Source organism: Arthrobacter sp. SDTb3-6, assembly GCF_013376095.1.
In the GTDB taxonomy this organism is placed as follows: domain Bacteria; phylum Actinomycetota; class Actinomycetes; order Actinomycetales; family Micrococcaceae; genus Specibacter.
The window spans coordinates 1-13,975 of record NZ_JAAMFN010000020.1; the positions used below are offsets into that span (position 1 = coordinate 1).

Annotated in this window: 12 protein-coding genes; 5 read left to right on the top strand and 7 right to left on the bottom strand. The window is 67.1% G+C overall.

The window, feature by feature from the left end; translation table 11 throughout:
* Window positions 1-173: 173 nt before the first annotated feature.
* Window positions 174-1,373: a glycogen synthase gene (gene glgA / locus G6035_RS11045; RefSeq protein ID WP_371130975.1), complete on the bottom strand. Its 1,200-nt coding sequence runs from the start codon at window positions 1,371-1,373 to the stop codon at window positions 174-176.
* A 103-nt stretch (window positions 1,374-1,476) separates the two neighbouring features.
* Between glgA and glgC the strand changes: the two genes are divergently transcribed.
* Genes glgC through pepN form a run of 4 tightly spaced genes read left to right on the top strand, consistent with a single transcriptional unit; the run spans window position 1,477 to window position 8,163 of the window.
* Window positions 1,477-2,955 carry a glucose-1-phosphate adenylyltransferase gene (gene glgC / locus G6035_RS11050; protein WP_176617147.1) on the top strand — a complete coding sequence of 493 codons (1,479 nt, stop codon included), beginning with the start codon at window positions 1,477-1,479 and terminating at the stop codon, window positions 2,953-2,955.
* A complete protein-coding gene (locus G6035_RS11055) occupies window positions 2,952-4,391 on the top strand; it encodes an SDR family oxidoreductase (protein ID WP_176617148.1) in 1,440 nt (479 codons plus the stop codon). Before glgC ends, G6035_RS11055 begins: the two co-directional genes overlap by 4 nt.
* Window positions 4,385-5,452, top strand: coding sequence for a YeiH family protein (locus tag G6035_RS11060; protein WP_371130977.1), 1,068 nt, complete (start codon window positions 4,385-4,387; stop codon window positions 5,450-5,452). The genes G6035_RS11055 and G6035_RS11060 overlap by 7 nt, the downstream gene beginning before the upstream one ends.
* Window positions 5,453-5,511: 59 nt before the next feature.
* Window positions 5,512-8,163 (top strand): aminopeptidase N, encoded by a 2,652-nt coding sequence (pepN, locus tag G6035_RS11065; protein ID WP_176617149.1) that lies wholly within the window; start codon window positions 5,512-5,514, stop codon window positions 8,161-8,163.
* On the opposite strand, the gene G6035_RS11070 is transcribed toward pepN, so the two are convergent.
* The 6 genes from G6035_RS11070 to G6035_RS11095 all read right to left on the bottom strand — a co-directional run bounded on the left by G6035_RS11070 (window position 8,160) and on the right by G6035_RS11095 (window position 12,957).
* Complete coding sequence (locus G6035_RS11070) at window positions 8,160-9,233, bottom strand: tellurite resistance/C4-dicarboxylate transporter family protein (RefSeq protein WP_176617150.1); 1,074 nt, start codon at window positions 9,231-9,233, stop codon at window positions 8,160-8,162. The two genes, pepN and G6035_RS11070, sit on opposite strands and share 4 nt — an antisense overlap.
* The gene (locus G6035_RS11075; RefSeq protein ID WP_176617151.1) at window positions 9,230-10,291 is read right to left on the bottom strand and encodes a biotin/lipoate A/B protein ligase family protein; all 1,062 of its coding nucleotides are present in this window, start codon (window positions 10,289-10,291) and stop codon (window positions 9,230-9,232) included. Before G6035_RS11075 ends, G6035_RS11070 begins: the two co-directional genes overlap by 4 nt.
* A 184-nt stretch (window positions 10,292-10,475) precedes the next feature.
* The gene (locus G6035_RS11080; RefSeq protein WP_176617152.1) at window positions 10,476-10,730 is read right to left on the bottom strand and encodes a type B 50S ribosomal protein L31; all 255 of its coding nucleotides are present in this window, start codon (window positions 10,728-10,730) and stop codon (window positions 10,476-10,478) included.
* A gap of 117 nt (window positions 10,731-10,847) precedes the next feature.
* Window positions 10,848-11,306, bottom strand: coding sequence for a peroxiredoxin (locus G6035_RS11085; protein ID WP_176617153.1), 459 nt, complete (start codon window positions 11,304-11,306; stop codon window positions 10,848-10,850).
* Window positions 11,307-11,315: 9 nt separating this feature from the next.
* Complete coding sequence (locus tag G6035_RS11090; RefSeq protein WP_256883612.1) at window positions 11,316-12,134, bottom strand: RNA methyltransferase; 819 nt, start codon at window positions 12,132-12,134, stop codon at window positions 11,316-11,318.
* Window positions 12,135-12,171: 37 nt separating this feature from the next.
* Window positions 12,172-12,957, bottom strand: coding sequence for an ABC transporter ATP-binding protein (locus tag G6035_RS11095; RefSeq protein WP_176617154.1), 786 nt, complete (start codon window positions 12,955-12,957; stop codon window positions 12,172-12,174).
* A 111-nt stretch (window positions 12,958-13,068) separates the two neighbouring features.
* Between G6035_RS11095 and serB the strand changes: the two genes are divergently transcribed.
* A complete protein-coding gene (serB, locus tag G6035_RS11100; RefSeq protein WP_176617155.1) occupies window positions 13,069-13,974 on the top strand; it encodes a phosphoserine phosphatase SerB in 906 nt (301 codons plus the stop codon).
* Window position 13,975: the final 1 nt, after the last annotated feature.

Sequence of the window (13,975 nt, forward strand, 5' to 3'; positions counted from 1 at the left end):
GCCACCACTGGCCGTAACGCCGCCGCAGAGCCAGCCGGGTGCAGGGCACCCGACCAACAGGGCGGCAAACCCAGGACCAGCCGGACGGCCAACTCAGGACAGGCATGAATCGCGGACCCAAGGTTGAATACGGGCGCCGATCGATGGCCTGTTACCGGACGGGGTCTAGGAACCTACTTGGGGAGCACGCTTCGGTATACGTCCAGGGTCTTCTCAACAATGGACTCCCAAGAAAAGTTCTGCTGAGCCCGGACGCGGCCTTTCTCCCCCATCGAGCGGGCACGGACGGGGTCGCCCACCACTTCAACCAGGGCCTTGGCAAAGTCGGCAACAAACTTGTCCGGGTCCAGGGGCGTCCCGGTGCCATCGGCAAGCTGTTCCAAGGGCACCAGGAGCCCGGTTTCACCGTGGGCGACAACTTCCGGGATGCCACCAGTCGCGCTGGCCACGACAGCCGCGCCGCAGGCCATCGCCTCGAGATTCACGATGCCGAGGGGCTCGTAAATCGACGGGCAGGCAAAAACGGTCGCATGGCTGAGCACCTGGATCAGTTCATGGCGCGGCAGCATGCGTTCGATGACAATGACACCGTCGCGCTGGGCCTTGAGTCCGTCAATGAGCGAATTCACTTCTGCGCCCAGCTCAGGCGTGTCGGCGGCACCAGCGCACAGGACCAGCTGTACTTCCGGCGGAAGTTCCGCGGCCGCCTTCAACAAGTACGGAACACCTTTTTGCCGGGTGACCCGCCCCACCCACACCACGCTGGGACGGGAAGGATCAATGCCGAGGGTACGGACGACGTCGTCCTTCCCGTCCCGCTGCCAGGCCTCCACATCGATGCCGTTGTGGATCACCTTGACCTTGTCCGGGTCGACGTCGGGGTAGCTGCGCAGGATGTCCTGACGCATGCCATCGGACACGGCAATGATGGCCGCCGCTGCCTCGTAGGCGGTCTTCTCCACCCAGGACGAGAGGGCGTAGCCGCCGCCGAGCTGCTCCGCCTTCCAGGGGCGCAGCGGTTCCAGGCTGTGGGCGCTGAGTACGTGGGGAATTCCGTGGAGCAGCGACGCCAGATGCCCGGCCATGTTGGCGTACCAGGTGTGCGAGTGCACCAAGTCCGCCCCGGCAATGTCCGGCACGATCTGCAGGTCCACTCCCAGCGTCTGCATGGCGGGGTTGGCACCGTCCAGTTCGGGAAGGTTCCCATAACTCGACACGGTGGCGCCGTGGAAGTCAGGGTCGCGGTCCGCGCCAAAGGCATGGACCCGCAGGTCCACCTTCTCGGCCAGGACGCGGCTGAGCTCGGCGACGTGGACGCCGGCCCCGCCGTATATTTCGGGTGGAAATTCCTTAGTCACAATATCGATACGCACGATCCCAATGTAGTGTCTTCCAACACGTTGTTCTAGTGTGAAGGACATGGACCCGTTCGCGGGGACTAATTCTAGGCAATTTTAAGCTGTTGGAGGTTGGGGCATGTCTGTCAAAAAAGTACTTGCAATTGTATTGGCGGGCGGTGAGGGCAAACGTTTGATGCCCTTGACAACAGATCGGGCCAAGCCTGCAGTTCCTTTTGCAGGGTTCCGGCTCGTTGATTTCGCGCTGTCAAACTTGGTGAATTCCGGGTACTTGAAAATCGTGGTGCTGACGCAATATAAGTCCCACAGCATGGATCAGCACATCTCGCAGACGTGGCGGATGTCCACCCAGCTGGGCAACTACGTGGCCAGCGTGCCGGCGCAGCAGCGACGCGGCAAGAGCTGGTTTCTGGGAAGCGCCAATGCGATCTACCAGTCGATGAACCTGATTGTGGACGCGGCACCGGACATTGTGGTGGTGGTGGGAGCCGACCACGTGTACCGCATGGATTTTGAGCAGATGGTCCAAAGCCACATCAAGTCCGGGGCCCGGGCCACCGTTGCGGCCGTGCGGCAGCCGCTCAACATGGCCGACCAGTTCGGCGTCATCGAGGTGGACACCGCCACGGACACCGGCGTCACCGGGGCACACAAGATCTCAGCCTTCGTGGAAAAGCCGGCATCGACGCCGGGCCTGCCCGAAGCCCCCGACCAGTTCCTGGCGTCCATGGGCAATTATGTCTTTGACACCGATGCCCTGGTTGAGGCGCTTGAGGAGGACGCCATCAAGAGCGATACCAAAAATGACATGGGCGGGGACATCATCCCGCACTTCGTGGACCGCGGCGAAGCATACGTCTATGACTTCACCACCAACGACATCCCCGACGCCACGGACAGGGACCGCAACTATTGGCGGGACGTGGGGACAATCGACTCCTACTACGACGCCCACATGGACCTGATCTCGCCGCTGCCGGTCTTCAACCTCTACAACAGGTCCTGGCCGATCTACACCCGCAACACGACCTCGCCGCCGGCAAAGTTTGTCCATGGCCAGAACAACGAGGTGGGAACGGCCCTGGATTCAATCGTGGCGCCGGGCGTGGTGGTTTCCGGAGGCGTGGTGGAAAGCTCAGTGCTCTCCAACGACGTGTTCGTCGGAGCCGGTGCACGCGTGATCGACTCGGTGGTCATGGACGGCGTGGTGGTGGGCGCAGGTGCCGTGGTGAGACGGGCCATCATCGACAAGGCCGTCCGCATTCCCGCCGGGGCCACGATCGGCGTGGACCCGAAACTGGACCTCGCCCGTGGCTTCGCGGTCACCGAATCGGGCCTGACCGTGCTCCGCAAGGGACAAGTGGTTCCGGCGCCGGATGAGCGCGAGCTGGCCCTGGGCAAGGCCGCCGCCGCCGGGCTGCCCGCCGCCCTGCAACAGGCCATTGCCGGGCACCGGGATCCGAACGAAAAGCTTGACGGGCAAGGGGAGGGGCAGCGGATGGCCAACGGCTCTGCGCCCCGGGCGGACGCCGGAGCCGGTGCCGGCGCAGCACGCGGGTCGGCAGCCAACGGTGAACGGGCTAAAATTGTGGAGTGAGCGCTGTTGAACTGACCCCCGAAGAAATCCAAAATTGCATTAAAGTTTTGGAAAACATTCATGTTTATGACGAAGAAAATCCGGACTATGTAAAAATCCGCCGGGCCACCGGGAAAATGTTCAAGGCCGTAAAAAGATACCGCCGGAATGTTAAAAGGGATGCCGTAAACGATGCGGACCGGGCGGTGCTGGCAAAAACCGCCACCGCCGCCCCGGACCGCATTGACGACGAAACCCGGGGTAACAAACTCAAGCCTTCCGCGACCGGGGCGGTGGCGGGAACGCTGCAGCGTTCCCGCCCCTGCTACATCTGCAAACAGCACTACACGCAGGTGGACGCCTTCTACCACCAGCTCTGCCCGGAATGCGCAGCCTTCAACCATTCCAAGCGGGACGCCCGCACGGACCTCGGTGGCAAGCGCGCCCTGCTGACGGGCGGCCGGGCCAAGATCGGCATGTACATTGCCCTGCGGCTGTTGCGGGACGGCGCCCACACCACCATCACCACGCGCTTTCCCAAGGATGCCGCGCGCCGTTTCGCTGCCATGGAAGACAGCAGCGACTGGCTGCACCGGCTCCGCATTGTGGGAATCGACCTGCGCGATCCGGCACAGGTCATTGCCCTGACGGACTCCCTCAATGAGGCCGGCCCGCTGGACATCATCATCAACAATGCAGCACAGACCGTGAGGCGCTCCGGCAATGCCTACAAGCCCCTGGTCGACGCCGAGCTGGAGCCGCTGCCGGACGACTCCCCCATGCCCGAACTGCTGACCTTTGGGCACGCGCACGACAAGCATCCCCTTGCGCTGGCAGGCCAGATTGCCGCGCATCCGCAGCTGGGCGGGGATGAGATTGCCGCGCTGGCCCTGTCCATGGGCTCGGCGTCGCTGGAACGCGTGGCGGCCGGCACCGCCATTGACGCCGGCGGGCTGGTGCCCGACGTCGCCTCCGTCAACAGCTGGACCCAGGTGGTGGACGAGGTGGACCCGCTGGAAATGCTGGAAGTGCAGCTGTGCAACGTCACCGCGCCGTTCCTGCTGGTTTCCCGCCTGCGGCCGGCGATGGCGGCCTCCCCCGCCCGCCGCAAATACATTGTCAACGTCTCCGCCATGGAGGGCCAGTTCTCCCGTGCCTACAAGGGACCCGGCCACCCGCACACCAACATGGCCAAGGCCGCCCTCAACATGCTCACCCGCACCAGCGCCCAGGAAATGCTGGACACGGACGGCATCCTCATGACCGCCGTGGACACCGGCTGGATCACAGATGAACGCCCCCACTTCACGAAGGTCCGCCTCGCCGAGGAGGGCTTTCACGCGCCGCTGGACCTGGTCGACGGCGCGGCACGCGTCTACGACCCCATCGTCATGGGCGAGTCCGGGGAGGACCAATACGGCGTATTCCTCAAGGACTACAGGCCGAGCCCGTGGTAGGGGAGCTGAAGGCAGCCCCGGACACCCTGCGGGCACGCACCGCTCCCCTGCTCCCCGGGCTGGCGGCAGCACTCGCCGCCGTGGCCGTAGCGTTGGCCGTCCACGCCGTGGTGCCGATGATGCCGGCGATGACCATCGCCGTCGTGCTTGGCATTGTGGCGGTCAACCTTCCGGGAACCTCTGCCCTGTGCGAAGGGCCGCTGCGCGCCGGCCTGAACTTTGCCGGCAAACACCTCATGCGCGTGGGCATTGTCTTCCTGGGCCTGAAGCTGAGCCTGGGCGACATCGCGGCGCTGGGCTGGACCACGGTGGGAGTGGTGGTGGCCCTGGTGCTGCTCAGCTTTGCCGGCATCTATGCCCTGGGCAGGCTGTTCAGGCTCGACGGCGACCTCCCCCTCCTGATTGCCACCGGCTTTTCGATTTGCGGCGCTTCGGCGATCGGTGCCATGGCCGCCGTCAGGGGCACCAAGCACCGTGACACCGTGCTGCCGGTTGCCCTCGTCACGCTGTGCGGCACGCTCGCCATCGGTGTCCTCCCGCTGCTGATGAACCCCCTCGGCCTGGACGCGCTGCACTTTGGCCAGTGGGTGGGCGCCGGCGTCCACGACGTGGGACAGGTCGTGGCAACCGCCCAGACCGCCGGGCCGGTGGCGCTGGCCGCGGCCATCATCATCAAGCTCACCCGCGTGGTGCTGCTCGCCCCCATCGTCGGGGTCGTGGGCGTACTCGAACGACGCCGGCACCGGCTTCGCGGCAACGCGGCCCAGGCCGTGGCCGGGGCGGCCGGCAAGGTGAAGTTCCCGCCCGTCGTGCCGCTGTTCGTGCTGGGCTTTTTGGCCATGATCCTGCTGCGGACCAGCGGCTGGCTGCCGGCCTGCGCCGTGGCCGCCGGGTCCACGGCGCAGGACATTGCGCTGGGGGCGGCCCTCTTTGGCCTTGGTGCCTCGGTGCGCGTGCGCCAGCTCTTCAAGACCGGTGCGCGGGCCACCGTCATGGCGCTGTGCTCGTGGGCGCTCATTGCGGCTCTTGCCTTTGGGGCCGTCCGCCTCATGGGGCCGTAGGGTCCGCATTGGGGGCCGCGCAGTGCGGGCGCGTCGGAGGTCCGTGGTTGAATGAACTGGTGTCGAATTCAAACCTCAGCCGTGACGAAGCGGCCACACGGAAATCCCTGGTCAGCGTCCATTCCTACGACGTCCGGGTGGACATCAGCAACGCAGAAAACCTGGCAGATCCCGGGTTTGCCACCCAAAGCACCATCTCCTTCAGCTGTGCCGAGGCAGGGGCCGGAACCTTCCTGGACTTCATCGGCCTGGGCATCGAGTCGGTGGTGCTCAACGGGGTTGAACTGGACGTTGCCAAGGTGGTGCAGGACGCCCGGATAGTCCTGCCCGGGCTCGCCCCGGAAAACGAGGTGGTTGTCCGCGCCACCGCCGCATACTCCACCAGCGGCGAAGGCCTGCACCGCTTCCAGGACCCCGCCGACGGCCGGATTTACACCTACACGCAATATGAACCGGCCGACGCCCGCCGCGTGTTCGCCAACTTTGAACAGCCCGACCTCAAGGCACCGTTCACCTTCCACGTCACGGCGCCCGCCCGCTGGGAAGTGGCGTCCAACCAAACCGTCGCCGGTTACGCCGAGGTTGACGCCGACGTCCAGGACGGCTCCGTTTCGGGATGCTGGGACTTTGCGCCCACGCTGCCGATCTCCACCTACATCACCACCCTGCTGGCCGGCCCCTATTTCAAGGTCTCGGACCATTTCTCCATGACGTTTGGCCCGGAGAGCGCCCACGCAGGCATGCAGCTGGACGTACCGCTGACCGCCTATTGCCGCACTTCACTGGCCGCCAACTTTGACACCGACCCGATTTTTGAGGTGACGAAGGCCGGCCTGGCCTATTTCAACGAACTGTTTGACTACCCCTACCCGTTCGGCAAGTACGACCAGGCGTTCGTGCCCGAATACAACCTCGGTGCCATGGAAAATCCCGGCCTGGTCACCTTCACCGAGTCCTACATCCACACCTCGCGGGCCACGGACACCCAATACCAGCAGCGGGCCAACACCATCATGCACGAGATGGCGCACATGTGGTTTGGCGACCTGGTGACCATGGGCTGGTGGGACGACCTGTGGCTGAAGGAATCCTTCGCGGACTTCATGGGCCACCTGGCCGTTGCCGACGCAACCGGCTGGGGCAAGAAGTCCTGGACGCTCTTCGCCAGCCGCCGCAAGGCCTGGGCCTATGTCCAGGACCAGCTGCCCACCACGCACCCCATTGTCGCCGACATTGCGCACCTGGAGGCCGCCAAGCAGAACTTTGACGGCATCACCTACGCCAAGGGTGCCTCCGTGCTCAAGCAGCTGGTAGCCTACGTGGGCCGGGACGCCTTCATCGCGGGCTCACGCGAATACTTCCGCACCCACGAGTACGCCAACACCTCCCTGGACGACCTGCTGCAGCCACTGGGCGCCGCCTCGGGCCGCGACCTTGCCCGGTGGGCCGCCAGCTGGCTCCAGACCGCAGGGATCTCCACGCTCACGCCCGCCCTCACCGTCACGGACGGCACCGTCGCCTCCTTCTCCATTGCCCAGGAGGCCGTGGACCCTGTCACCGGACTTCCCGCCCTCCGCCCGCACCGCCTGTCCGTTGGCCTGTTTAACTTCGGTGCGTCCGTGGACGACGCCGGACGGCTGGTGCGCACCCATTCGGCCGTTGTGGACGTGGCCGGGCCGGTGACGGACGTGCCCGAACTGGCCGGACAGCCGGCACCGGCCCTCGTCCTGGTCAACGACCAGGACCTCAGCTATGCCAAGGTGCGCCTCGATCCCACGTCCCTGGCAACGTCGCTGGCCTCGCTGGGTGCCATCGAGGACCCGCTGGCACGCAGCCTGGTCTGGTCGGCCTTGTGGAACGCCGTCCGGGATGCGCTGCTGCCTGCCGGCACCTACATTGGGGCCGTGTGCCGGCACGCGGCCGGCGAAGCCGACATCGCGCTCCTGCAGACCCTGGCCGACAACGCGTGCTTCGCGGCCGGGAACTACGCCGCGCCCGCAGCGCGGGACGGGGTGCAGGCGCAACTGCTGGCCGCCGTCGAACACCACCTGGCGGCGGCAGCCCCGGGCAGCGACGAACAGCTGGTGTGGGCGCGGGCCCTGGCGGCGCTGGGACGCAGCACCGACGCTCCCACGGCACACATCAAGGCGCTGCTGGCCGGCGACCGCGTGCCTGACGGGCTGGATGTCGACACGGAGCTGCGCTGGCTGCTGTGGCAGGCCCTGGCTGCCCGCGGTGAAGCGGACATGGCGGAGCTGGACGGGGAATTGGCGCGCAGGATGACGGCGGAGACACGCGCCGCCTGGACCACGGCGGTGGCGGCGCGGCCCGAACCCGCTGCCAAGGCCGCGGCGTGGGCGGAGGCAGTGGCCGGCACGTCCCTGACCAACGAACTGCTCGGTGCCACCATCGAGGGCTTCATGGTGGGCGGCCATGGGCTGCCCGACCCGTACGTGGAACCGTATTTTGCGGCGTTGAACGAGGTGTGGGAATCCCGCAGCATTGAGATTGCCGGCAGGATTGTCAGGGGGCTGTTTCCGGCACACCAGGACCTGGCACCGGGGTCGGCCCCGCTGGCACACCCCGTGGTGCTGCGCACGGATGCCTGGCTGGCCGCCAACACGCACGCCGCCGCCGGGCTGCGCCGCCTGCTGTTGGAACAGCGGGACCACCTGGTCAGGTCCCTCAAGGCGCAGGCCGCAGCAAGCTAGGGTCCGGACCGGCGCAGCCGTGCCACACCCGCCGCCGCCCCGCCGGCCGCGACCAGCAGCCAGGCTGCCACGGCAACCCAGTCCGCCCACAGCCCCAGCTGCGCCATGAGCGGCAGGCGGTTCTCCTGGCCAAAGTGGAACGTGGCCACGGAGAACATCCCCAGGGGGAACACGATCAGCCACAGCGATCCGGCGTACTTCAACGGCACATGCCACAGGATGAGCCGGCACAGGCCGTAGGCCAGGAGCAACGGCGTCCACCACAGCCCGTACGCCCACAGCAGGTAGCTCACGCCGCCCACGGCCGGTGCCGTGAGCTCCACGACTGGGAGGTTCCCGGGCAGTCTCAGGATCAGGGCGCCGGCGAGCACCGTGATGGCGGTGGCACCCATGAAGATCCAGTTTGCCGGGACGATGCCGCCGTGCAGTTCCCTGGCCGTGAGCAGGTGCAGGATCACCAAGGTCGTCAGTGTCAGGTAGAGCATGACGCCGATGCCCCAGAAGGCGAGGGCTGCGGCACTGAGCAGGTGGATGGAACCGGAGCCGGTGGCCAGGGTGGCCGCGGCGACGGCCAGCGACTGGGTGGAGACCACCCACAGGAACCAGGTGCCATCCACGGGCAGCAGCCGCGAACGGCCACACCTCCCCCGCTCCGTGCGCACAATCATGGACAGCGGAATCCCGTATGCCAGGAACAGCCACAGCGGGAGGCTGATGAGGCCCAGCGTCCACGTGACCGCCGGCAGGATGGGGTGGAAGCCCGCGCCCACCACGTTCAGGGCGGCAACGCTTGTCAGGTAGCCGAAACCGGCATGGGGGTTGCTGAAGTCGGCCACCGCATGGTTCCGGCGGGTGGCCAGCCGGCCGGCGAGGCCTGCGGACAGCACCACCAGCCCGGCGGCGGCCACCCAGAGCAGCACCGTGCCGGCGATGTCCCAGCCCGCGTCCTGCAGCGCCCCGGAGACAATGCCGGTCGCCATGACGAAGGCGAAGGCGCCCGGGGGCTGGTGCTGCCACCAGCTCCGGAGCAGCGCCGCCGCACGGGGCCCCGGGCGCGATCCGCCGTTCACGGGATCCGGTTCAGCCAGGCCTGCGTGCCAAACTTGCCTTCCACCCGCCGGGCGGCCTCGGCGAGCTCCCCGGCGGTCAGTTCCGACGGCGTGGCGTTGTAGCGTGCGGTGAAGGTGCCGGCCATGCGGGCCAGGATATCTGTCCGGGACAGCCCGGTCTGCCGCCTCAACGGGTCCACCCGCTTCTTCGCCGAGCGGGTGCCCTTGTCGGAGAGCTTTTCCTTGCCAATGCGCAGGACCTGGACCATTTTGTCCGCGTCGATGTCATAGCTCATGGTGACATGGTGGAGCATCGCGCCGTTGCTGAAACGCTTTTGGGCCGCCCCGCCGATCTTGCCCTGGTCGGTGGCGATGTCGTTGAGCGGGACGTAAAACGCCTGCACGCCAATCGACTCCAGCGCTGCCATGACCCAGTTGTCCAGGAACTTGTAGGAATCCTCAAAGGACAGCCCGTCCACGAGGCCTTGCGGAAGATAGAGGGAATAGGTGATGCAGTTGCCGGCCTCCATGAACATGGCCCCGCCGCCGCTGATCCGGCGCACCACGTTGATGCCGTACTTTTCGACGCCGGCCGGGTCCAGTTCGTTGCGCACCGACTGGAAGCTGCCAATCACCACGGAGGGCTCGTCCCAGTCCCAGAACCGCAACGTGGGATTGCGGCGCCCGGCGCCCACTGCCTCCGCCAGCACCTCGTCAAGGGCAACGTTGACGGCCGTGGGCAGGACGGTGGGGGCGATGATGTCCCAGTCGTGGTCCAGCCAGCTGCTCGCCTTGGCCAGGGCGCGGCGCACGGCGATGGCGACGGCCTGGGCGGAAAAGCCGAAGAGCACCACGCCGTCGTCCAGGCCCGCCGTGACGGCGTCGGCGAGGTCTTGGGCCGGGAGGTCGGCGGACAGTCCGGTCAGGGCCGCGTTGATGTCCCCGAGGGCGTCGTCGGGTTCCAGGAAGAAGTCGCCGCTGACGGAAACGTTCGCCAGCCTCCCCTCCGCGACGTCAAGGTCGACCACCACCAATTTGCCGCCGTGGACCTTGTATTCCCCATGCAGTTGAGTTCCCATGACCTCAGTTTCCCAACTAAAGCCCTAACCGCGCAAAAGGGCGGCACGGCCGCCGGTGGCGGGCAGCAGGCAAGGCGCGCCTGGCCAACACCCAAGGCTGGCACATGGACAAGGCAGGCCCACATACAAGGCAGGCCCCCACCATGGTGGGGGCCTGCCTTGGGAAACGTGGGGGCGGAAGTATTTACTTCTTGCCGAAGCCTGCAAAGCGGGCGTTGAAGCGCTCCACGCGGCCGGCGCTGTCCATGATGCGCTGCTTGCCCGTGTAGAACGGGTGCGACTCGGAGGAGATTTCGACGTCGATGACGGGGTAGGTGTTGCCGTCTTCCCACTCGATGGTCTTCTCCGACGTGGCGGTGGAGCGCGTCAGGAACTTGGTGCCGGAGGCCAGGTCGTTGAAGACAATGGCTTCGTACTTGGGGTGGGTGTTCTGCTTCACGGTTTACCTCTGAATGTGATCGTCTGGTTTTTGCCAGACTGATGAATGTTATGGCCACACGGGCCAGCTGTAAACATTACCGGTTGCGGGCCGCATTTTCCAAGCCGGCGGCCAGGCTCAGCCACGTTCCGTCAGCGCGGCCAGGGCCTGGTCGGCGTGGACGTCCATGTTGGTCTCGCTCGAAACCTGGAACTGCACGGCCAGTGAGGGGTCCACAATGAACGTTGCCCGCTTGGTGGGCAGTGACCTGGCCAGCAGGTGGCGGCGCACACCAAAGAGTTCGGCCACCTCCCCCCGGGGGTCGCTCAGCAGGGGAAAACCCAGGTGGTTTTCGGTGGCAAAGGCCAGCTGCCGCTGCGGTGAATCGGTGCTGATGCCCACCACCGAGGCGCCCGCGGCGGCAAATTCCTGCGCCAGGTCCCGGAAATGGCAGGCCTCTTTGGTGCACCCGCCACTGCCGGCCAGGGGATAGAAAAAGATGACCAGGGGTCCGTTGGCGGCCAGCGCGGAGAGCCTGCGCGGCGTGCCGTGCTGGTCCTGCAGTTCAAAGTCTGCAATGACATCGCCGATTTTCATGCAGCCAGCCTACGCCTGCACGCCTGGCCCGGACTGCGTGGCGAAGAACGCCACGGCGCTGGCCGCGGCAACGTTCAGCGAGTCCACCCCGGCATACATGGGGATCAGGACGGTGTGGTCGGCCTCCGCCACCGTAGCCGCGCCGAGCCCGTCACCCTCGGTGCCCAGGATGAGGGCCAGCTTCGCATCGTGGCGGCCGGCGAGCTGGGAGATGGTGAGCGAATCGGGCTTCAGGGCGAGGGCCGCTGTCGTAAATCCCGCCGAGCGCAGCAGGTCCATCCCCGCGGGCCAGGCGGGCAGCCGGGCCCACGGCACCTGGAAGACGGCGCCCATGCTGACGCGGATGCTGCGGCGGTACAGCGGATCGCCGCAGCGGGGACTGACCAGCACGGCGTCCACGCCCAAGGCCGCTGCGGAGCGGAAGATGGCGCCGATGTTGGTGTGGTCCACGATGTCCTCCAGCACCGCCACCCGGCGGGCGCCAGCCAGCAGGGTGGGGATGTCCGCCGGGGCAGGGCGGTGCATGGCGGCCATGGCGCCGCGGTGCAGGTGGAAGCCGGTGATGTCCTCCAGCATGCGGGCCGTGCCCACAAAGACGGGGACGTCCGGGTGGGCGTCAATGACGTCGGCAAGTTCCGGGAGCCACTTCTCCGCCATGAAGAAGGAGCGCGGCCGGTGGCCGGCGTCGAGCGCGCGCCGCAGCACCCGCGAACTCTCGGCAATGTACATGCCTTCGGCCGGCTCACGCATCTTGCGCAGCTGGACGTCCGTCAGCGACGTGTAGTCGCTGACGCGAGGATCCGCCGGGTCCTCCAGGTGGATGATCACGGTCGGGCTGTTCCGGGTCCGGTGGCGAACCGCACCGCTAGTGGCGGGCGGTGGCGGTGTAGCGGCCGCCGTTGCTGGTCACGGCCAGGGGCAGGCCGAACGTGGCGCTGAGGTTTTCCTCGGTCAGCACCGCGTCGATGGGGCCCTGGGCCACGATGCCGCCGTCGCGCAGCAGCAGGGCATGGGTGAAGCCCGGCGGGACTTCCTCCAGGTGGTGGGTGACCAGGACCGTGGACGGGGCCAGCGGATCGGCGGCCAGTTCGCTCAGGCGGTGGACCAGGTCCTCGCGGCCGGCCAGGTCAAGGCCTGCGCCTGGCTCGTCCAGCAACAGCAATTCGGGGTCGCTCATGAGGGCGCGGGCAATCTGGACACGCTTGCGTTCGCCCTCGCTGAGGGAGGCGAACGGCCGGTTCAGGAAGGTGGACATGCCCCAGTCCTCGAGCAGGCGGAAGGCCCGGCGTTCGTCGTCGCGCTCATAGGCCTCACGCCAGCGCCCGGTCACGCCATAGGAGGCCGTCACCACCACGTTGAGGACCTTTTCGTGTTCCGGGATCTGGTTGGCCAGCGTGGCGGAGGCCAGGCCGATCCGCGGGCGAAGTTCAAAGACGTCGACGGCGCCGAGCACCTCGTCCAGGATGCCCGCCACGCCGCGGGTGGGGTGCATGCGGGCGCCGGCAATCTGTAGCAGGGTGCTCTTGCCCGCGCCGTTCGGCCCCAGGACCACCCAGCGTTCGCCCTCGGCCACCTGCCAATCAACGGAATCCAACAGTGTTTTGGTGCCGCGGACCACGCTGACACCGGCCAAACCCAAAACTTCACTCATAACCACTGAGCCTAGGGCACGCAGGCCAGCCAACGCGAACTGTGCGCCCCTGCCGGGCCGGCCCGCCACCGGCATGCGCCGGGCGGCCCGGGCCTTGGCTAGAATTGGCCCATGCCCTCCACCTTGACAGCGGTCAGCTACGGCCAGACGCTCCCTCCCGCAGCCCTCCAACAGATCCGCGCCGTGCTGGCGTCCAACGGCGTGGAAATCCGTGCCGAATGCGCCGAGGGCCACCCGGGCTTCGACTGCACCACCTTCGCCCTGGCGGCGGCCGGAAATGACACCGGCGACGTCGTCGCGCGCCTGCGCACTTCCCTGGCCGCGGCCGCCGTCGAGGGCGTGGACACGGCCGTGGTGCCGAACACCCTGCGCGACGCGGAGCGCAAGTTCATCATCATGGACGTCGATTCGACGCTGATCCAGCAGGAGGTCATCGAGCTGCTGGCCGCCCATGCAGGCATGGAGGCGGAGGTGGCCAAGGTGACCGCGGCCGCCATGCGCGGGGAACTGGATTTCGCCCAGAGCCTGCACCACCGCGTGGCCACGCTGGCCGGGCTGCCGGAAAGCGTGCTTGCCGAGGTGGGGGCGAAGATCCAATTGTCCGTCGGCGCGGAACGGCTGGTCGTGCGCGCGAAGGCGGCCGGACACACCGTGGCGGCGGTGTCCGGCGGCTTCTCGCAAATCCTGGCGCCGCTGGCGGCACGGCTGGGGCTGGACTTTGCCCTGGCCAACGACCTTGAAATTGTCGGGGGCAGGCTCACCGGCCGGGTTTCCGGCGCCGTGGTTGACCGCGCCGCCAAGGCGGCCTCGCTGCGTTCGTGGAGTGCAGCCGCGGGCATCGGCGCGGACGCCACCATGGCGATCGGCGACGGCGCCAACGACCTTGACATGATGGCCGCCGCCGCCCTGGGCGTCGCCTTCAACGCCAAGCCGGCCGTCCGCGCCGTGGCCGACGCCCAGATCAACCTGCCCAACCTGGACGTGGCGCTGGCGCTGGCCGGCATCCCCGGCGAGTAGC

Bases quoted from the DNA above. Each gene is read 5' to 3' on its own strand.
- glgC (WP_176617147.1), top strand. From the start codon at position 1,477: ATGTCTGTCAAAAAAGTACTTGCAATTGTATTGGCGGGCGGTGAGGGC.
- G6035_RS11075 (WP_176617151.1), bottom strand. From the start codon at position 10,291: ATGGGAACTCAACTGCATGGGGAATACAAGGTCCACGGCGGCAAATTG.
- G6035_RS11085 (WP_176617153.1), bottom strand. From the start codon at position 11,306: ATGAAAATCGGCGATGTCATTGCAGACTTTGAACTGCAGGACCAGCAC.
- G6035_RS11095 (WP_176617154.1), bottom strand. From the start codon at position 12,957: ATGAGTGAAGTTTTGGGTTTGGCCGGTGTCAGCGTGGTCCGCGGCACC.
- serB (WP_176617155.1), top strand. From the start codon at position 13,069: ATGCCCTCCACCTTGACAGCGGTCAGCTACGGCCAGACGCTCCCTCCC.